This window comes from Methylocystis sp. sgz306128 (genome assembly GCF_056032725.1).
On the sequence record NZ_JBVYWO010000006.1, the window covers coordinates 154,680 to 174,676 of the forward strand.

Below are 19,997 nucleotides of genomic sequence, written 5' to 3' on the forward strand. Positions count from 1 at the left end.
AAATTTGTGCTATAGGCGCAGATGAACAAGGACATTTCCCGACCATGACCGAACTGCGCCTGACCCTGTCGCCCGAAAGCCCCGACGATGCCGAAGCGGTGGAAAAGCTGAATGAGCGCGCCTTCGGCCCGGGGCGTTTTGCCCGCTCGGCATACAGGCTGCGCGAGCACAATCCGCCGGACCTGAGCCTGTCCTTCGTGGCTTATGTCGGCACCCTGCTTGTGGGTTCAAATTGCATGACGCCCATCCGCTGCGGCGAAACGCCCGCCCTGCTGCTCGGACCGCTGACCGTCGATCCCGCGTTCCGCCAGCGCGGCATCGGCGCCGCGCTGATCAATGCCTCGCTGCAGGCCGCGAAGGACAAGGGCCACAAGCTGGTGCTGCTCGTGGGGGATGAGCCCTATTACAAGCGCTTTGGCTTCAAGCCGGTGCCGCGTGGGCGTCTTTCCATGCCGGGGCCGGTCGATCCGCGCCGACTGCTCTATTGCGAGCTAGCCGAAAATGCCTTCGACGAGGTCAAGGGTCCGGTTCTGGCCGCCTGACCCAAAGGGCACGCCTGTTCACATATCGTCGGATCGCCACCTCAACCGCGTCAATGCCTGCCGCAGCCCATTGGGAAATGCCTCGCGCAGCCAGATCAGCAGGAAAAGCCCGGCCAGAACGATCAGAGCCGGAAAGCCAAGCCCGACTGGCTGGCTGGTCAGGCCGCTGAGCGTGCTCAGATCGTTGCGCTTGATGCCGATATAATCGCGTCCCGCATAATGGCCGCTGGCGCTCATCCGCACGAGATAGGGCAGATCGATGGCCGCGCCGGAACCGCCGGACAAACGCCGGACGCTGCCGCCGCTCGCCTCTGCCAATGGCGCGAGCCGTTTGGGCGTCGAGACAACATCGGCAAATTCGCGCGGGTTCATCAGCCCGACATTGACGAAGGTCTGAAATGTTCCGTCGGAAAGCTGATAAAGCCCCTGCTCGTCCACGCCAACCTGTGCCTGCCAGAGGCCGGGCTTTTCCTCGGCAAGTTTGACATCGCGCGCCTTGCCGGAGGGCGCTGTCAGATGCACATCGGCCACTTTATCGGCCAGCGTCTGCCGCTCGATACGCAGTTCCAAGCCCTTGGCGGAGGCGCGCAAGGCCTCTTCCTCAAGGGCTGGCTCTTTCAGGAGCCAGTGCGTCATGCGGCGCAGCAGGTCGATATGCGGCCCGCCGCCGCCAACGCCGCGCGCCCAGAGCCAGAGCTGGTCGGTCAGGATCATGGCAACACGCCCCTTGTCGGCATGGGAGACCACGAGCAACGGCTGATCCTGCGCGCCCTGCATCAGCGTCATGCCCTGCGCCTCGCCGGCGATCTGGCGGTAGAACATTCCCCAGTGCGCCGGATCGGGCAGATCCCGTGTCAGCGGATGCTTAAATCCAAGCGGCGCGAGCGTCGGTCTGAACGGCTGCACCAAAGCCTGCTCCCGGGCGCGGAACGGCAGAATGTCGGCAAGCGGCGATTGCGCCAGCCCGTCGGCATCGGCAAAATCAGGCCCGACAGAGACGAGCAGAGCCCCGCCCCGGCGCACGTAATTGGTGATATTGTCGAAATAATAGTCCGGCAAGGGCGCCTGATTGGCATACCTGTCGAAAATGATCAGATCGAATTTCTCGATATCCTGCGAGAATAATTGCTCCATCGGAAAGCTGATCAGCGCCAGTTCGGAAACGGGCGTATCATCGCGCCGGTTGGGATAGCGCAGGATGGTGTAGTGAATGAGATCGATGTTCGGATCAGATTTCAGAACATTGCGCCAGCTGCGCTCGCCCGGATTCGGCGCGCCGGAAACAAGCAGCACACGCACCCTGTCACGCACCCCCTCGATAGAAATGACGAGATGATTATTGGCCAGCGTCAGTTCACCCGGAACAGGCGTAAGCTGCACTTCGAATATATTGGCGCCCGGATGATCGATATGCACCGGCACATCGATCGTGCGCCCGACGGGGGCAGAGAACGCACCCAGATCGTGCTCTTCACGCCTGATCTGAAGCTGCCCCGGCTCGCCATTGAACATGGTGTCGTCGACGCGCAGCTTCAGCGTCACATCCTTGCCGACAATGCCGAATTTGGGCAACTCAACGCCTTCGATCCGCCTGTCGCGCTCGTTCTCCCGCCCGGTGAGGAGCACATGAACGGGCGCGTTCAGGCCAAAAGCGGCAAGATCGGGCGTATCCTCAACTTCGCCATCGGTGAGCAGGATCACCCCGCCCATGCGCTCGGGCGCGACATCCTTCAGGCCCTGCCGGAGCGCCTTGAACAGATAGGTGCCATCGTCGCCCTGGCCGTCATAGGTGATGACGCGGGTCTCCACATCCGGCAGCGCCTTCAGCTTTTCCTGCAAGGCGGCGCGGGCTGCGGCCATCTGCGCCGGGCGGACATCGACGGACTGGCTGGCGCTCTCGTCCAGCACCAGCGCGACGACATCCTTGATCGGACTGCGCTGTTCCAGATCGAGCAGCGGATTGAGCAGCGCGACAAGCAGCATCAGCAGGCCCAGAGCCCGCCAGGCCCAGAACGCCCGCCTTTGCACGAGGCTCCAGCCAAGCAATCCGGCGGCGGCAAGGGCGAGGACGCCAAGCATCCAGAGCGGCAGAAAGGGCGCGGTGTGAAGATGCAGGCTCATCGGTTGCGCATCCGCTCCAGCAACGCCTTCACATGCACCTGATCGGCCTTGTAGGAACCGGTGAGCGTATACATGACGATATTGACACCGCCGCGCAGGGCCAGTTCGCGCTGGCGCGGACTGCCCGGCAACAGCGGAAACAAAGGCTGGCCATTGTCGTCCATTGCCCAGGCCGCAGCCAGATCATTCGAGGTGATGATGATGGGCGAGACGGAATCGCCCGCCCGCACCGGCCGGGCCGCCCCAGCCTCCGCTGGCGGCAGCGCCTCGACATAGGTCTCGCCCATGGTGGTGCGGCCATAAAATCCATCGAGCAGATAAAAGGTCTTGGTCATGACATGATCAGGCGGCACCGGCTCCAGCGGCGGAATATCGAGCCCCTGCAGGGCGCGGCGCAGCCAGAGCTGTTCGGGCGTCGGCGTCCCGTCCGCCCGCTGCATCAGGGCATCGCGCGTATCGACAAGCAAAGTGCCGCCCCGGTTCATATAAGCTGCAAGCCGCTGCATGGCCTGCGCCGGCGGCTGAGGCGCGCTCGCCACTATGGGCCAGTAGATCAGCGGATAAAGATCAAGCACATCCTTGCCCGGATCGACGCCGACGGGCGCGCCCGGCGCAACGGATGTGCGGCGCGCCAGCACCCGCGAAAGCCCCTCCAGCCCGGCGCGACTCTCCTCGTCAGCCCTGCTATCGCCGGTCAGAACATAGGCCAGATGCACATTGAGCGTGGCCTCGATGTCGCGCGGCGCGAGTGCGCTCTCCTCGGCTTTCGCACGTCCTGCAAGCGGCGCGACAAAAGCCAGAACAAGCAGCACGGCGAAAGCCTGCCGCGCCTGCAGACGAAACATGACAGCGCAATCGGCCAGAAACAGCAGCAAGGCCAGAACCAGCAGCGGCAGGCGCAGGTCAAGGGCCGTCCGCTCCCCGGCAGACAAAGTCCGCACCGCAAAGCCGGATGCATCCAGCGCCGTGAAATCGGACAGGTGAGTCATCGCGTTAAGTGCAAAATCCTGTTCCGGCGCGCCGTATAATCCGGGCGGATGTTCCAGGCTCGCCATGTCGGCAAAGCCCGCAGGAAGCGGCTTGGCCAGCGGCGAAGGCGCACCCAGCGCGCCAAAGCCATCCAGCGTGAGGCGCGGCGCCAGCACACCCTCCGCCGGCCTTCTGGCCAGCGCGCCGCCAAGCCGTGCCCTTTCGCTGATGCGATGCAGCATGTCAACAAACAGGCCGGAAAGCGCCAGATTGGACCAGCTCGTATCGGCGTTGATATGAAACAGCATGATCAGCCCCTTGCCGCGCGCAGCCGCAGTGACCAGCGGCGTGCCATCCGCAAGACTTGCCCAGACCCTGCGCGGCAGGTCGGCATCCGGCTCGGCAAGCACCTGCTTCGAGACGGTGACGTCCTCCGGCACATTCAGCCCCGCAAAGGGCGAGGACGGCTCGAATGCCGCCAGCTTCTTCGGCTTGTCCCATGAGAGGGCTGCGCCGAAAGCGCGCTCTCCGTGCCGCAGCGTCACCGGCAGGAACGGATCGTTTTCGCCGGTCACGCGCGGGCCGGTGAAGCGGACCAGAACGCCGCCGCGCGTCAGAAAATCATTGAGCTTGCCAACCTGCTCGGGCGTGAACCTGCCCACATCAGCCAGAATCAATTCCGTCGGCGAAGCGTCCAGCACATTGGCGATGGGATCGGCGGCGCCTTCACGCGGCAGCACAATCTCCGCATGGGGAGAAAGCGCCTTTTTCAGATAATACAGTCCATTGAGCAGCGGCTGCTCGGCCACATCCGCCGCCACATCGCCGACAAGGCCGACATGCACACGCCGGTTGGATGCATCCAGCAGAAAACGCGCGCCAGCACTGTCCAAACCCGCTATCGCGACATGATCGATCTGGTTCAGCAGATCCATCGGCAATTGCAGCGAAACATCGAGATCCATGCCTGAGGCAAAGGAGAACTGCTGCGCCAGAATAAGCCGGTCGCGCGCATCGAACGCGCGCAATTCGCCCGGTTGCAGGCCTTGATCCGCGCTCCGGCGCATATGAACTTGCGCCCCGGCGGACAGGGGGCTGAATGCGGTGAGAGCCAGCACGGGCTTGTCATTCAGCCAGATGCGCAGACGGCCAAGCTTCTGCAAAGCCGTGCCAAATTCACGCGCCCCGCCAAAAGAGAGACCATCGCTGAACCATTCGATGTCCATGTCCGGCAGGGCCGCGGCGCGGATAGGCGCCACAAGCGGGCTGTGCGCAAACAACACCGGAGCCGGCCTCGCCGCTGCAAGCTGGCGCAGCACGGCATCGGCAGACTGAAAGCTGATGTCCCGCGCGCCGAGCGAAAGCAGAGCGAGCGCAACAAGGCGGCCATCGTTCTGCGCCGCCTCGATCTCGCCGCGCGCCAGTTGCACCCTGCGGTCCCAGTCCGGCGCCGCCGGCCAGCTGTCATCCAGCACGAGCAGCAACGGCCCGTGCCGCATGGCGCTGCCGCCGCGCCAGACCGGACCGGAAACCGCGAGAATCACGGCGGCAAGCAGGGCAAGGCGCAGAAGCAGCAGCCACCAGGGCGTCCGGAAAGCGGTGACCTCATCGCGCGCCGCGGTCAGAAACAGCCGCATTGGCGGAAAAATAATACGCTTTGGCGAAGGCGGCACGATGCGCAGCAGATAATAGAGCGCCGGCAGCGCCAGCAGCGCACCCAGAACCCACGGCGCGGCAAAGCTCAGGCCCATCATGGCTGCAAACCCAGACTGAGGCCAAGGCCCAGCAGGCTGGCCGCCATCGGCCGGTCGGTCCGATGCTGGGTCAGCGTCCAGCCGCACCGCCGGGCGAGCGCGGCCAGCCCCTCGATATGCGCGGCGCGTCGGGCCAGATAGGCCTCGCGCGTCAGTTCGGCCCGCCCGAAGCGAAGCCTGTGCTTCGCCGCGCGCCCGGCTTCTTCCTGCGCCATAAACTCGATATGGCCGGCGAAGGGAAACAGTTCCTCCTGCGCATCGGCAATAAGAAGCAGAACGCCCTTTGCGCCCGACTGGCTCATGATGCGGAGCTGCGTTTCAATTTCAGACAGCGGCTCCAGAAAATCCGAGATCCAGACGGCCTGCGCCCGCCCATCCAGCGGCTGTGCCGGCGGCATTCTGACACGAGGCGCATGGATCAGGATTTCGGCAAATTGCGCGATCACACTGCGACTGGCCAGCGCGCGGGAAAGCCCGATAAGCCCCACCCGCTCGCCGCCGCGCACCAGCATATCCGCCAGAGCGAGCCCCATGACCAGCGCGCAATCGCTCTTGCTCAGAATTTCAGCCCGGGAAGAAAACTGCATCGAAGCGGAGCGGTCGATCCAGAGCCAGACCTTCTGCGCTGCCTGCCATTCGCGCTGGCGCACCAGCATCTGCATCGAGCGGGCCGAACGCCGCCAGTCGATCAGGCTGCTGGAATCGCCGCTCATCAGCGGCCGGTATTGCCAGAACGCGTCACCCGCGCCCGGCCGCCTGCGGCCATGCACACCCTGCATCACGGAAGCCGCCACCTGCCGCGCCTTGAGGATCAGTTCCGGCAAGGCCCGGCTGAGGGCCAGCGCCCGAGCCTGCAGCGTTGCGGCATCGGCTGCGCTCATTCCATCGCCCTTGCCACCAGCCGCGCGATGATGGCCTCGACGCTCTCGCCCTCGGCCCGCGCACTATAGGTGAGTTCCATACGGTGCTTGAGCACGGGTTCGGCAAGGGCGGCGACATCCTGCAGCGATGGCGAGAAGCGGCCCTGCAGCAAGGCGCGCGCCCGCGCCGCCAGAATCAGTGCCTGTGCCGCGCGCGGTCCGGGGCTCCACGAGAGACGTGCGGCCATTTCGCTCTCGCCGGGACGCGCGCCGCGCACGATATCGAGACAGGCTTCGACCACCGCCTCGCCCAAAGGCACCTGCCGGACCAGATTTTGACAGGACATCAGCTCCTGAGCCGAAATCACCTGCCGTGGCCGCACCTCGGCAAGGCCCGTCGTCTCCAGAATGATGCGGCGCTCGGCGTCCCTGTCGGGATAGGTCACGTCGATCTGCATCAGAAAACGGTCAAGCTGTGCCTCGGGCAAGGGATAGGTGCCCTCCTGCTCCAGCGGATTCTGGGTTGCCAGCACGTGAAACGGCTTTGGCAGTTCGTGCCTGTGCCCGGCAACAGAAATATGCCCTTCCTGCATCGCCTGAAGCAGCGCCGATTGCGTGCGCGGGCTGGCGCGGTTGATCTCATCCGCCATCACCATCTGCGCGAAAACCGGCCCCGGAATGAACCGGAACGACTTCGCGCCCTGCGTTTCGTCGAGAATCTCGGAACCCAGAATATCGGCAGGCATCAGATCGGGCGTGAACTGCACCCGGCGCGTATCAAGCCCCAGAACGATGCCCAGCGTCTCGACCAGCTTGGTTTTCGCCAGCCCCGGCAATCCCACCAGCAGGCCATGTCCTCCGGCCAGAAGCGTGACAAGCGTCTGCTCGATCACCTTGTCCTGTCCGATAACGATGCCTGCGATCTCGGCGCTGGCGCGGGCCAGCTGCGCCGCGGCCTGCTCGAACTGCGCGACAATGACATTGGCCGGTTTCTCGTTCATTCCATCTCCTCGTCGGGCCTGCCGCGCAAGGCACCTGTCAATTTTCGGTTTTCAAACTTACATTATGCGTTGATACATCAAAGTCGATGTTTCAGGCGAGAGGTTTTGCAAGATCATGTCCGCTTCACCATCCCAGCCGTCCGGATTTGGCAGCCTTGATCAGCTTGCCGGCACGATCAACACCCAGACCACAAACCGTCGCGGCCCCGCGCCGGTGCATCTGTGGAACCCGCCCTTCTGTGGCCGGATCGACATGCGCATCGCCCGCGACGGCACCTGGTATTATAATAAATCGCCGATCGGCCGCCTTGCGCTGGTGCAACTATTTTCCAGCATATTGCGGCGCGACGGCGAAGATTATGTGCTCGTCACTCCGGTGGAAAAAGTCGGCATCGAGGTCGAGGACGCCCCGTTTCTCGCCATACGCATGGCCGTCGACAAAGCACAAGGGCAGATTATTACCTTCACAACGCAGGTCGAGGACGAAATTGTCGCAGGTCCCGATCATCCGCTGCGTTTCGAGCGCGATGAGAAAGACGGCCTCAAGCCCTATGTTCTGGTGCGCGACAATCTCTGGGCGCTCGTCAAGCGCGCTCTGTTCTATGACCTTGTCGCGCTGGGCGAGCGGCGTGTCGTCGATGGCGTGGACATGTTCGGCGTTGTGTCGCAGGGCAGCTTTTTTGCCATGGCGCCGGCCGCTGATCTGGACGAGGACGCATGACCTCGTTCCTTGCGGATTTCCTTGACCGTGCCAGCACCCGCCTGCCGGGCGAGGGTTTGTCGCCGGCGGGGGATCACCACCTGAACGAACCGGCCGATCATCCCGTCAATCCGGGGCAGGCCAAGCCTGCCGCCGTGCTCATTCCCATTCTGACGCAGGGTCCGCAGGCGCGGGTGCTGCTCACGCAGCGCGCGCCGCACCTGCGCGCCCATTCCGGCCAGATCGCCTTTCCGGGCGGGCGGATGGAACCGGGCGAAAGCGCGCTTGAGGCCGCCATCCGCGAATCCGAGGAAGAAATCGGCCTTGACCGGCGGCAGATCATGCCGCTCCGCAGCATGAACCCCTATCTGTCCGGCACGGGCTATCTCATCCACCCCGTCCTTGCGACCATTGCCGGAGACCCCGGCCTGCACCCGAATCCGCAGGAAGTCAGCGAAATCTTCGATGTGCCGCTCGATTTTCTCATGCGCGGCGAAAATCATCAGGTACACAACCGCATATGGAACGGCCACACACGATATTTCTATGCAATTCCTTATGGCGAGCGCTATATCTGGGGCGTGACGGCCGGCATTATCCGCGCCCTTTATGAGAGGCTCTACCTTCAGCCATGATCCGCGTCGCCCTTGAGCTGCTTGGCGCTTTCGCCCTTCCCTTTCTGGGCTTTGCGATCCTGCTCAGGTTGCGGCGCGCGCTGGCGCTGTCCGAGCCGCAATGGACCCGCGATATCGCGATCACACTCAGCCTCATTGGCTTTTTTGCCTGCGCGGCCCTGATTCTGGCCATCTTCCTGTTTTCGGAACGCGGCATGGGCCCCTACCAACCGGCACATGTCGAAAATGGCCGCGTCATCCCGGGTCATATCCAGCAATGATGACGCCGCTCGCCGATCCCGCGCTCCGGACCATCATGCAGGCCTTCGAGGCAGATGGCGAAGAAATCCGCCTCATCGGCGGCGCGGTGCGCAATATGCTGATGGGACTGCCGCTCTCCGATCACGATCTCGCCACAACAGCCCTGCCGCTCAAAATTCTGGACATTGCCGGAAAACATCACTGGCGCGCCATCCCCACCGGCATCGAGCATGGCACGGTCACGATCCTGCTGGACGGCAAGACCTTCGAGATCACCACCTTGCGCGAGGATGTGGAAACGCATGGCCGTCACGCCACGGTAAAATTCGGCCATGACTTCAGAACCGACGCGCTGCGGCGGGATTTCACCATCAACGCCCTGTCGCTCTCGCTGGACGGCACGATTCACGATTACACCGAAGGCCGCGCCGACATCGCCCGCCGCCGGGTGCGGTTCATCGGCAAGGCGCGCGAACGCATTGCCGAGGATTATCTGCGCATCCTGCGTTTCTTCCGCTTTTCGGCCCGCTATGCCGATGGATTTGACGCCGAAGCGCTGCACGCCATCATCGTAGCGCGCTCCGGCCTGCTGACGCTGTCAAAAGAGCGCATTCTCAGCGAAATGCTGAAAATTCTGGAAGCGCCCAGAGCCGCATCCGCCGCGCGGCTGATGAGCGATATGAATATCCTGCCGCTGATTCTCGGCGGCATCGGCAACCCTATGCGCCTTGACCGGCTTGTCCGGCTTGACCAGCTCGGCACTCAACCATCCGACGCGGTGCTGCGCCTCGCCGCTCTGGCTTTGTTCTGCCCCGATGATGCGCTCCGGCTGCGCGAATATCTTCGGTTGTCCAACGAACAATTGCACCGCCTGCGCCATATGGCGGCCATTGGCGCGTCGCTGCACGGCACCCAGACGCCGCCGTCAAAATCGGCGCTGCGCGAGGGCTTGTTCGTCCATGGCCGAACCGGCTGGCACGATGCCCTGACGCTCGCCTTCTGCGAAAGCCGGGCTGAGCCGGACGATCCGCAGTGGCAAGCGGCCCTGCGTTTCGTGCGCGACACGCCGCTGCCGCAACTGCCCTTTACCGGAGCGGAACTTGTGGCGCGCGGTCTTGCGCCGGGGCCGTCGGTCGGCGCGGCGCTCAAAAAACTGCAGGCCCTGTGGATCAGGGCCGGATTTCCGCGTGAACCGCACGAACTTGCACAATTGCTCGATCAGGCTATCGAACAGAAAAACCCCTGATTATTCGGCAAGGCCGCTGACATCCGGCGTGCGCCAGACAAGATGTTGCCCGCCGTCCACGGCAATCATCTGCCCGGTTACAAAGCGCGCCCGCGCCAGATACAGCACCGCCTCCGCGATATCCTGCGGGTCTATCGCCTCGCCCAGAAGCGTCGCATTGGCCTGCTGCGCAAAATCGGTGGCGCTCTGGCGCGGATTGGCCAGAGTTGGTCCCGGCCCGACGGCGTTCACGCGGATACGCGGCGCCAGCGCCTGCGCCATGGTGCGGGTTGCGGTCCAGAGCGCCGATTTTGTCAGCGTGTAGGAAAAGAATTGCGGAGTCAGCTTCCAGACCCGCTGATCGATGATATTGACGATGGATGCCCCGTCCGGCGCCTGCTCCGCGAAAGCCTGCGCGAGAAATATCGGCGCATGCAGATTGACGGCAAAATGCGCATCCCAAAGGTCCGGATCCAGCGTGCCGAATTCATCCTGCTCGAACAGGGAGGCCGAATTGACCAGCAAGGTCAGCGGCCCTAGAGCCTCGACTGCCTGATCGACCAGTGCCCGCGCCGCGCCCCGCCCCGCGAGATCTGCCTGAACCACGGCCGCACGGCCGCCCGCCGCACGCAACTCACCGGCCAGGGCATCGGCCTCCTGCCGGGAATGACGGTAATGAACCGCCACGCCATAACCCGCAGCGCCCAGATGCAGAGCGATGGCGCGCCCGATACGCCGCCCTGCGCCCGTGATCAGGACATTGGCCGGCAGCATTTTCCCATCCATTGGCCTCATATTCTCTCCCTGCCCGGACCCGGATAATTGGTTGTAGCGATAAATCAGGCGTCCGGGCACTGCATGCCGGAACGCCGCGCCCCTCCGATTTATCGTCTTACATAGAATATCTAAGGCAGAAAACCGGTTTGGCCAGAATATTGTGCAGAGCAAAATAATTTAATTTAAATGCAAGTGTGAAAATTTAAAAAATATTAACTATAAAAAAATCAAGTTATTCTGAAATATTATAACGTATTAAAATTTATTTCTTAAGTTATATTGAAATATTAACCATAATATTCTGCTAAATACTTTAGCCTTATTCTATTCAAATACTTGTCTAATTCCAGCCACATTTCACGAATGTTATGTGATCACTCGGCAACAGACTTTGGCAACCATTCGGCGTATATGTCACGACATCCGGTGAGCACCAAAACTTACCGAACGCGTTTAATCAGGAGTAAAAAAATGAAGAAGATTCTTTCCGTCGGCGTGGCTCTGGCTGCCCTCAGCGCAGCAGTGAGCGCACAGGCCGCCGACCTTCCGAACCGCAAGCAGGCCCCCGTCATGGCCGCTTACACCCCGCCGCCGGTGTTCACCTGGACGGGCTTCTATGTCGGCGCCAATGCCGGCTTCGGCACCGGCAAGTTCACCAAGGACGGCAAGGGCGCATTCGGCTCGCCAAACGGCGGCCTCCTCGGCCTGACCGCCGGCTACAATTACCAGATGGGCCAGGTCGTGGCTGGTATTGAAACCGACCTCGACAAGGCATGGCTCAAGTCGACCAGCACCGACGGCACCGGTCATCTGACCTCGGCCGGTTCTGTCCGCGGCCGTTTGGGCTATGCGGTTGACCGCGCGCTGGTTTACGGCACCGGCGGCTTTGCTTATGGCAACATCAAGGGCAGCACCGCACTCGGCACGAAGAACAAGCTGGCCCCCGGCTATGATCTTGGCGCAGGTATCGAATATGCCTTCACCAACAACATCTCGGCAAAGGCTGAATATCTCTACACGGCTCTCAGCGCCCGCGACATGGATGTGATCGCCCCCGGCGCCAAGACCGGCATTGATTATTCAACCGTCCGCGCTGGCATCAACTATCACTTCTAGTCGCCAAGTCCCGCCCCTGCGGGAAAGAACCGGCCGGGGACATGCCCCGGCCGGTTTTTTTATGGATTGACCCGCGTGGCCGCAAAGGCAGGAACGCGCGCCTCAAACCGCGCAAGCCATGCCGCGAGCTTGGGATGGCCCGAGCGCCAGCGCCCCTCAAACCGCAGATCCAGATAGCCCAGCGCGCACGCAACGGCCACGGCGCCCAGCCTGTTGTCATCCGCAGGCATATTGTTCTCCAGATAATCTAGGCCCCGCGCCACCTTGCCGGCCTGATGCTCGACCCACCGTGCGCTGCGCTCGGCTTCCGCACGAAAACGCTGCTCATAAATCTGCAGGAGCGCGGCATCCTGAATGCCATCGGCCAGCGCTTCAAGGCCCAGTTCGGCGAATCGGGCTTCATGCTCACGCGGAATCAGCGCCTCGCCGCCCGCCAGTTCCTGCATATATTGCACGATGACACGGCTATCATATATGGCCCGACCATCCTGCAAGACGAGAACCGGAATTTTACCCAGCGGATTTTGTTGACGCAGGCTGTCTTCGGGATTGGTTGTATCGGCATCAACCGGCGTGATCTGGTCCCACAGGCCCAGCAGTTTGGCCGCAATCTTGACCTTTCTGCCGAAGGGCGAAGCGGGGCTCGAGCGCAAAATCAGCATCATTTTCTCCATTCATTATCTCAGGCGGCGCGGACCGCGTAGACGCACTGTTTTGCCGCGGGCGCGCCGAGTCAAGCGCGTTGCGGGCCAACGTGACATTTTGACCGCGCCTGACGGAAATGCACAAGAATTTCAAGCCAGCCGCCTATTTGATTCGAGCTTGCATCTTGTGCTTTGGCCGGAGCCGTGCTAACTGCCCGATCGACCAGATGAACAGCGCAAGCCTGATCGTCGGACCCGGAGAGGTGGCAGAGTGGTCGAATGCACCGCACTCGAAATGCGGCATAGGTGCAAGCCTATCGGGAGTTCGAATCTCCCCCTCTCCGCCATTAAGTCTTTGATATAAAACAATATTCCATCCTACCGAGAGTTTTTCTGCGCAATTTCGGCGCTTTGCGCACGCTTGTCTCCACGGTTGGATCAACTCGTTTTCGGATGATTCTCCGGTTCATTTGTCTCTGCGCGGAGGATTGCGAGGATTTTTGCCCGATATTTGCGCACTTTGGCCGCTTATAACCAACCGCTGGTTCCCGGGACGGCTTGCGGGGCAAGGCACGCGTAATAAATGCCTTGGCGCCGAACAAGGTGACCAATTTTGCCGATAGCGCGCCAGTTCCTTTGACCCACCCGAACCGGAGATGCCTGCTCGTCTTCGCTGATTCGCGCCGCCGGAGGCGAATATCTCTGAGCGCATTTGTGCCGGTTCGCTTCAATTCTTGTGGGTCATGTTGAAGGATCTGCGCGAATTTGGCGCCAGATCTCAGGGCGCGGCAAAGCCAAGACGGTGGCGCTGATCGTTCCAGCTTAATGGTATCTCGGTCTGTTTGATCAGACGCTCGGAGGTCAGTTCGGGGGGCTGCCGGCCAGCGGCAATGGCCTCGACGATATCGGGGGCCAGAAAGGCCAGCGGCAGGAGGTTGCCCACATATCGATCACTGATATGTTCGCGCCGCGCGATCTCAACCAGTGAGGCCACACGGCCGCTGGTCAGATCCTCGACCCAGCTTCTCGCCCGGGCAATGGCTTTCATCAGAGCCGGATCGGCCTTTGTTGCGGCAAGGTCATTGCCGATGACCAAGCGCATCTCGATGCCACGACGGCGGATTTTGAGGGGAATATGATGAATGAGGCGCAAAGGTTCACCGACGAGGGTGTCCAACACGAGTGTGATCTTGAGCTCATGCTGACCAAGATCGACCCGTTCGATCAGATCAAGCGGATTGATCGCCGGCAAAGCCGCGGCTTCAAGCAAAGCAGGGATTTTTTCCGGCTCCAGCCCCTCGGCCCGCGCGACCGAATTCAGATCGCCGGCCTGCTTCATGAACGCCGTGACCGCATGGGCCAATAATCGTTCAATCTCATGCGCGGGCAGCCGCCAGCCGCATTGATTTCCGCCGCTCTGATCCAGACCTCTCTTGCCGGCCAGATCATGGATCAACGTCTTTGAGACATAATAGCGGTAGCGCCGCCCTTGCTTGTTGGCGTGGCTTGGCGAGAGACCATCACCTGTTTCATCATAGAGCTTGCCCATCAGTGGACTGGCCTCGACCTTGCGGCTTTGACGCTGTTTGACGCCATTGCCCGCCAGCCGCGCCTGGACCGCATCCCACAAGGTTCGCGTGATGATCGCCTCATGCTGCCCTTGATAGATTTTGCCCTTGTGGCGCACTTCGCCAAGATAGATCGGATTGTTCAAAAGGGCATAAAGACCGCCACGCGAGAACGATCCGCCGGATTTTGACGTGAGGCCTCTTTGATCCAGTATTGTCTTGAGCCGTCGCACGCAGCCCAGTTCCAGATAGGTGTTGAAGATTTCTTCAACCTTGGCGGCATCGGCATTGTGAATGAGGAGTTTGCGGTCCTTGACCTCATAGCCAAGCGGCACATTGCCGCCCATCCACATGCCCTTGGCCTTGGACGCCGCAATCTTGTCGCGAATGCGTTCACCGGTCACCTCGCGCTCGAACTGGGCAAAAGACAGCAGAATATTGAGGGTCAACCGGCCCATTGAGCTGGTGGTATTGAACTGCTGGGTCACGGCGACGAAAGAAACATTATGTGCGTCGAACACTTCGACCATTTTGGTAAAATCGGCCAATGAGCGGGTCAGCCGATCGACTTTGTAGACAACGATCACATCGATCTTGCCGAGCGCGATATCGGCCAGCAGTTTTTGCAAAGCCGGGCGCTCCATCGAGCCGCCCGAGAGCCCACCATCATCATAGGCCGTCTCGACCAGACGCCAGCCCTCACCCTTCTGGCTACGAACATAGGCCTCGCAGGATTCGCGCTGGGCATGGAGCGAGTTGAAGTCCTGCTCGAGCCCTTCCTCGGAGGATTTGCGGGTATAAATGGCACAGCGCTTCACGGGAAGTTTAACCGACATGGGATGCCCGCCTTTTTAAGCCGAAGAACAGGGGGCCGGAGCGATGCGAGCCGGTGATATGACCGGCCACTTCCGAGAGCGAGCGCCAGACACGGTCTCGATAGCACACGCCCTCCTCAAGCACGATCACTTCATGCAGAGCGCCCTGCCATTGGCGCAGCAACCGCGTACCCGGTTTGATCGCTGAAGCGGGTACCGGAAGAGCGCCCGCCGCCACAGCCACGGCATGACGCGCGAACACGCGCTGCAGCTTCGGCTTCAATCCTCCCGCGTGCTGGAGCTGCAGATGATGGGCAAGAACGCGCAACAACAGGATGCGGCTGATGCGCCGAGGGGCTGCGTGGCCGAACACCCTCTGCCAGCGCTGTTTCAGATCCTCAATCGGCAAGTTGACGAGATCGGCCAGTTCATCTTCGATTTGCCCTGATGATTGATCCGCGACGCGGCCCATGCGCGCCGAAGTTTGCACGGAGCGAGACGGAGATTTGGTCGGCCGCGCCATCGTCAGATCTGCTCCGAATTGGCATCAATTTGGTAGGTTGTCGCGCCCCGTCCATCACGACCCTTGACGATGATTTTGCCGCTTTTGCGCAGGCGGCTTAAGGCCGCACGGATCGTATGCGCCTGCCAGCCGGCCTCTGCGCCAAGATCGGCCAGCGAGCACGGGGCTGCGCGCAGCCGATCGATCAGACGGGAGAGTTTCGTGGCTCCCGCGCGTGCAACTTCACGTGATACGTCACGCGCCTCTCTCGGACTGGTCATCTGCTCCAGCGAAGCGATATCTGCGAGCTGGTCTTGCAGGTAAGGCGCATCGCCACAGGCGCAGCACGCGGCATCATCCGCCTCGCAGCCCGATCGACGCGTATCTGACGGGCGATGACCGCCCGCAATCGCCGCGGCGTGATGGCATTCCTTATCGGAACGGTCAGGCGCCTGCGCGTCGAAAGGCCAGATTTGCGGCGGTTCTGGCCCCTCATCCAGCCCAAGTGCCGCAAGGCCTTTCTCAGTAATGGCGAAATTCGGAAGGTTGGATCCGCGAGATTGATCCGGTGCAAACCGCGCGTCGAATGCAGCGTCTGCAGAAATTCGATCGGCTGGTGCTTCAATCGTAAAGACATCTGAATCATCAGCGAGATCGAGATCCTCGCAGTCAGCCCCCTCATGTGAATCTCCGTCAACATCCGGGATCTTGATCGGATCAATCAATCCTCGAGCCGTCAATCCGGCCAGAACGGCCATGGCCGCGGCACCTCTGAGTTGATCGGGCAGGATAATGTGACCATCCGGGTGCTGGCTGGCTCTCGATAAAATGATGAGCTGCGTGTCCGTGAGAGGCAGGTCGTTTTGACATAACATCCTGGCGTTTGGCTTGGGCGTCATTTTGGAGGGTATTTTGCGGTTTAATTGCTGCGGGCTCATTTGATGCTCCATGTACCGGCGACATGGCGCCGGTACGGGCACAAGCCCCATTGCGGGGCAGCGCGCGATAAGGCCCAGCGCGGATCGGACCAAGCGCGGGTTAAACCAGCCGGCGCAATCGGCAGCCGCAAACCCAAGTGCACCGATCGAGGGCCTGTTCAGGAGCCTGAAGGCCTCGGCCGATCGCGGCTAGTCTCACCCGATCACGCCCAATTTCTGGCATCCGCCTGCTCTCGATCGCACCCACAGCAATGCTTGCGCTTGGCACAAAGTCCAGTCCGAAGATGGTCTTTGCATTAAGCGCCCAGGCGTTCCCATAGGATCACACCGTTTTTCGTACGCAGGTAATCAAGCGCCTGCGTCGTCGAATCGACCTGGTCGTCATGGCGCGTGCCGGGAAAGCCGGTGAGCTCGCGGACATAATCATCGAGCCACGGCGCCGCCCGCGGCAGCAACACATCGCCTTGCTCGAATACGGTGGTCTGGGCGTGCAGGCGCATGATCTTGTCAAAACCCGAGCGCGGCTCATAGGCCTCGATGCCATAAAGGCCCTCGGATTGCAGGTCCTGGAGCAGCTGCGTGCCAGATGCGCGATCTTCGATCAGCACCCGATCGACATCATGATCTTGGACCAATTGCAGCACGGCGCGTTTCAGATCGGGATAGTTCAGCTGCTTTCGCAAGACGTGCAGCAGATAAAATTTGTGGTCGCGATAGCCCCAGATCGTGCCGACGCTAAAATCGTTGAGCTCACCGGCTTTGTTGGCTGTATCTAGACTCAGCAATCGGAATAAGAATCCATCCGGCACCTCGTCGTAATATCGTAGCCAGTCGCTCCGAACGATATTGCCGCCCATTGGGATGGGATTTTGCTGGTATTGCGCGGCAAAATTGTAGGTTCCCAATGTTCGGCGCAAATTGGCCAAGGTGCTTTGCGACTCGCGCGCATCATGCAAAACATCGCCGGCCTTGCGATGATGGAGCCGCATGCCAAAGGGCGTCTCGATCAAAAAACTCTCATCCTCTTCGGCAATGGCCGGGAAAGAAACGATCTCCCAATCCTCCTGCTCAAGGACATGGCCAACAAGATCGTCCTGGTGCAGGCGCTGCATGACAATGATGATGCACCCCTTGGTTTTGTCATTCAGACGGCTGAGCAACGTGTTATCGAACCAGTCATTGACCGCCTTGCGGCCGGCTTCCGACAGGGCTTCATCCGGCTTTTGCGGATCGTCGATGATGATAAAATCCGCGCCGCGCCCGGTCAGCACCCCGCCCACCGAGGTGGCCATGCGCAGGCCCTTGGCCTGTGTTGCAAAATCATGAACCGCCTGACGCTCGGACAGGCGGGTGGCAAACAGGCTCCGATAGAAGGCACTGCTCATCAGGGTGCGCGTATCGCGCGCCAATTTGTCGGCCAGATCCTGACCATAGGAAGCACAAATGATTTGCAGGGCCGGATCATGGCCGAGCAGCCAGGCCGGAAAGGCAATAGACGCGCAATGGGATTTCAAATGCCGCGGCGGCAGATTGATGATGAGCCGCTTGATCCGACCCTGCCGACAGGCCTCGAGCTTGCTGGCCATGATTTCGATATAGGGGGCGAGCTGCAGTTTGGTCTGGGGATTGAGCTCATAGAACGCACGTTCGATGAAGCTGACCAGGTCCCGCCGCAGCACGGCGCGATATTCGCTCAGCGTGATCATGATGGCGCGCCTGTTGCTGCATTGGGAACTTCTGTGGGCGCGTCATGCATAACCGCTTCCGTCTCCGGTACCTGCAGCGCGCGCATCCGCTGCAAGAAATGCGCGATGACCATCTGGTCCTGCTCCGGCAGGGATTCAGGCGCATCCGGTGCGGGTTGTGTTGGCGCCGTGTCGCTTAGCCGTTCCTGCTGCAACAGCAGCCCGATGGCTTTTGGATCGCCCTGCGCGCCCTTGTTGACGAGCTGTTTCGCGATCAGGGTTCGTTTTGCCACTTTGCGCGTCTTGCCATTTTCGCTCACCGTAACGCGTGATTTAAGCTCGGCCTCGATCTCGGTGGCAAAATTACGCGAGCCCTTCGGCCGGCCTTTCGGATTGCCGCTTTGTCCGGCCTTGAACCGGCTGGCAAGCGGCGGCGCGCCATAGCCCACCGCCGGGTTCGGATCCTTTTGATCTTTGTCAGCCCCGCTCATACCACATCCTCCAAATTCGAAGTTTCGGGGTTGGCCACAACAGCGACACGCCTCTCGGCCTTCACCTCATCAAAACTGCGCCCGTCGCCCTCGAGCACCGCCTCCAATTTGGTCTGGCCCTGCCAGCGACGAATGATCACGTCGACATATTTCGGCTCATACTCAAGGCCGTAGCAGCGCCGCCCGACCTTCTCGGCGGCAATCAGCGTCGAGCCCGAGCCCAGAAAGCCATCCAAAACAATGTCGTGTTTGAGCGAGCAATCGCGGATGGCATCGGCAACCAGCGCGACGGGTTTGACGGTTGGGTGCCACGCCAATTCTGCCGTGCGGTTGGCGCGAAAGCTGTTCGCGCCCGGATAGGTCCAGACGTTCGAGCGGGTACGGCCATAGGAGCCCAGACCAAAGCTGTTGATATGTTCACCGGTCCCGACCTTGTAAGCGAGGATCAACTCGTGCTGGCTGCGGTAGAAACTGCCCTGCCCCGGCGAGGTTTTATTCCAGACAATCAGGTTCTTGAGCTCTTTAAACACCGCATCGCCCGCCTGCTGCAAGTCCCGCAAATGCCGCCAGTCCATGCAGACAAAACTGATGGCGCCATCGCGGCAGGCGCGGGCCAGATTGCCGAGTGTCGTGGTCAGGAAGGACGTAAATTCCACAGAGGACATTTCGCCACTGGCAAAGGCGAATTCCTCATGCTGTACCTTTCCCCGCCCCTGGACATGGCCGCCGATGCGTACATTATACGGCGGGTCGGTGAACATCAGGCGCGCCGTCTCGCCCTGCATCAGACGTTGGACATCCGCGAGAGACCGGGTATCGCCGCAGAGCACACGGTGCGAACCGAGCAACCAGAGATCGCCGCGGCGGCTCACCAATTCGCGCGGCAAGTCCGGCAATTGATCCTCGACTTTGACCAATGTGCCGTCATGATCGGCGTTGATCTGGTCGAGTTCTCCAGCCTCGAACCCGGTCAGGGTCAGATCGAACTCGAGCCCCGGCAAGAGAACCGCCAATTCACCAAGTTCGATCGCCAATGTGGCGCGATCCCAACCAGCCTTCTCGGCAAGCTTATTGTCTGCCAGCACATAGGCGCGCTTTTGCGTCTCGTTCAAATGGCGGATCTCAACGGCCGGCACCTGGCCGAAACCGAGCAATTTGGCCGCCGCCAATCGGCCATGTCCGGCCAGCACCATGCCCGTTTCATCGATAATGATCGGATTGTCGAACCCGAAAGCGGCAATACTGTCGGCAATCTGTTTGATCTGGCGCTTCGAATGTTTCCGGGCGTTACGCGGATTGGGCGTCAGGCTGTCAGTCGGGTGGTAGGTCACTGCCAGTTGTGGCAGATTCTCAAATTTCGTCATTCCAGTCTCCTAGGAATCAGAGCCTGGACTCGGTCGTACACCTCAAAAAT

General features: G+C 61.2%; 18 protein-coding genes and 1 tRNA gene. 7 read left to right on the plus strand and 12 right to left on the minus strand.

The window, feature by feature from the left end:
* Positions 1–44: 44 nt before the first annotated feature.
* On the plus strand, positions 45–542 hold the full coding sequence (locus AC0N03_RS11465; RefSeq protein ID WP_474288899.1) for a GNAT family N-acetyltransferase: 498 nt from the start codon (positions 45–47) through the stop codon (positions 540–542).
* An 18-nt stretch (positions 543–560) separates the two neighbouring features.
* Here AC0N03_RS11465 and AC0N03_RS11470 read toward each other — a convergent pair whose 3' ends face one another.
* Genes AC0N03_RS11470 through AC0N03_RS11485 form a run of 4 tightly spaced genes read right to left on the minus strand, consistent with a single transcriptional unit; the run spans position 561 to position 7,247 of the window.
* A complete protein-coding gene (locus AC0N03_RS11470) occupies positions 561–2,663 on the minus strand; it encodes a hypothetical protein (protein ID WP_474288900.1) in 2,103 nt (700 codons plus the stop codon).
* Positions 2,660–5,386: a DUF4159 domain-containing protein gene (locus tag AC0N03_RS11475; protein ID WP_474288901.1), complete on the minus strand. Its 2,727-nt coding sequence runs from the start codon at positions 5,384–5,386 to the stop codon at positions 2,660–2,662. Before AC0N03_RS11475 ends, AC0N03_RS11470 begins: the two co-directional genes overlap by 4 nt.
* The gene (locus AC0N03_RS11480) at positions 5,383–6,267 is read right to left on the minus strand and encodes a DUF58 domain-containing protein (protein ID WP_474288902.1); all 885 of its coding nucleotides are present in this window, start codon (positions 6,265–6,267) and stop codon (positions 5,383–5,385) included. Before AC0N03_RS11480 ends, AC0N03_RS11475 begins: the two co-directional genes overlap by 4 nt.
* A complete protein-coding gene (locus AC0N03_RS11485) occupies positions 6,264–7,247 on the minus strand; it encodes an AAA family ATPase (protein WP_474288905.1) in 984 nt (327 codons plus the stop codon). Before AC0N03_RS11485 ends, AC0N03_RS11480 begins: the two co-directional genes overlap by 4 nt.
* A gap of 115 nt (positions 7,248–7,362) precedes the next feature.
* Between AC0N03_RS11485 and AC0N03_RS11490 the strand changes: the two genes are divergently transcribed.
* The 4 genes from AC0N03_RS11490 to AC0N03_RS11505 are packed head-to-tail and all read left to right on the plus strand — an operon-like array spanning position 7,363 to position 10,068.
* Entirely contained in the window at positions 7,363–7,968 is a 606-nt protein-coding gene (locus AC0N03_RS11490) for a DUF1285 domain-containing protein (protein ID WP_474288906.1), read from the plus strand.
* Positions 7,965–8,582 (plus strand): NUDIX hydrolase, encoded by a 618-nt coding sequence (locus AC0N03_RS11495; RefSeq protein WP_474288907.1) that lies wholly within the window; start codon positions 7,965–7,967, stop codon positions 8,580–8,582. Before AC0N03_RS11490 ends, AC0N03_RS11495 begins: the two co-directional genes overlap by 4 nt.
* Positions 8,579–8,842, plus strand: coding sequence for a DUF6111 family protein (locus AC0N03_RS11500; RefSeq protein ID WP_474288909.1), 264 nt, complete (start codon positions 8,579–8,581; stop codon positions 8,840–8,842). Before AC0N03_RS11495 ends, AC0N03_RS11500 begins: the two co-directional genes overlap by 4 nt.
* Positions 8,839–10,068 (plus strand): CCA tRNA nucleotidyltransferase, encoded by a 1,230-nt coding sequence (locus AC0N03_RS11505; protein ID WP_474288910.1) that lies wholly within the window; start codon positions 8,839–8,841, stop codon positions 10,066–10,068. The genes AC0N03_RS11500 and AC0N03_RS11505 overlap by 4 nt, the downstream gene beginning before the upstream one ends.
* On the opposite strand, the gene AC0N03_RS11510 is transcribed toward AC0N03_RS11505, so the two are convergent.
* Entirely contained in the window at positions 10,069–10,833 is a 765-nt protein-coding gene (locus AC0N03_RS11510; RefSeq protein WP_474288911.1) for an SDR family oxidoreductase, read from the minus strand.
* 462 nt (positions 10,834–11,295) lie between these two features.
* Between AC0N03_RS11510 and AC0N03_RS11515 the strand changes: the two genes are divergently transcribed.
* Positions 11,296–11,940, plus strand: coding sequence for an outer membrane protein (locus tag AC0N03_RS11515; protein ID WP_474288912.1), 645 nt, complete (start codon positions 11,296–11,298; stop codon positions 11,938–11,940).
* Positions 11,941–11,999: 59 nt separating this feature from the next.
* Here AC0N03_RS11515 and AC0N03_RS11520 read toward each other — a convergent pair whose 3' ends face one another.
* The gene (locus AC0N03_RS11520; protein WP_474288913.1) at positions 12,000–12,602 is read right to left on the minus strand and encodes a glutathione S-transferase family protein; all 603 of its coding nucleotides are present in this window, start codon (positions 12,600–12,602) and stop codon (positions 12,000–12,002) included.
* Positions 12,603–12,841: 239 nt separating this feature from the next.
* On the opposite strand from AC0N03_RS11520, the gene AC0N03_RS11525 reads away from it, so the two are divergent.
* Positions 12,842–12,931: transfer RNA gene (locus AC0N03_RS11525), tRNA-Ser, on the plus strand.
* A 431-nt stretch (positions 12,932–13,362) separates the two neighbouring features.
* Here AC0N03_RS11525 and AC0N03_RS11530 read toward each other — a convergent pair.
* The 6 genes from AC0N03_RS11530 to AC0N03_RS11555 form a co-directional block, all read right to left on the minus strand.
* Positions 13,363–14,988 carry a recombinase family protein gene (locus AC0N03_RS11530; protein ID WP_474288914.1) on the minus strand — a complete coding sequence of 542 codons (1,626 nt, stop codon included), beginning with the start codon at positions 14,986–14,988 and terminating at the stop codon, positions 13,363–13,365.
* A complete protein-coding gene (locus tag AC0N03_RS11535) occupies positions 14,978–15,490 on the minus strand; it encodes a DUF2924 domain-containing protein (RefSeq protein WP_474288915.1) in 513 nt (170 codons plus the stop codon). The genes AC0N03_RS11530 and AC0N03_RS11535 overlap by 11 nt, the downstream gene beginning before the upstream one ends.
* 2 nt (positions 15,491–15,492) lie before the next feature.
* Positions 15,493–16,407 (minus strand): DUF3489 domain-containing protein, encoded by a 915-nt coding sequence (locus AC0N03_RS11540; protein ID WP_474288916.1) that lies wholly within the window; start codon positions 16,405–16,407, stop codon positions 15,493–15,495.
* A gap of 296 nt (positions 16,408–16,703) precedes the next feature.
* Complete coding sequence (gene terL / locus AC0N03_RS11545; RefSeq protein ID WP_474288917.1) at positions 16,704–18,113, minus strand: phage terminase large subunit; 1,410 nt, start codon at positions 18,111–18,113, stop codon at positions 16,704–16,706.
* Positions 18,110–18,583: a DUF5681 domain-containing protein gene (locus AC0N03_RS11550; RefSeq protein WP_474288918.1), complete on the minus strand. Its 474-nt coding sequence runs from the start codon at positions 18,581–18,583 to the stop codon at positions 18,110–18,112. Before AC0N03_RS11550 ends, terL begins: the two co-directional genes overlap by 4 nt.
* Entirely contained in the window at positions 18,580–19,947 is a 1,368-nt protein-coding gene (locus AC0N03_RS11555) for a site-specific DNA-methyltransferase (RefSeq protein WP_474288919.1), read from the minus strand. The genes AC0N03_RS11550 and AC0N03_RS11555 overlap by 4 nt, the downstream gene beginning before the upstream one ends.
* Positions 19,948–19,997 lie beyond the last annotated feature (50 nt).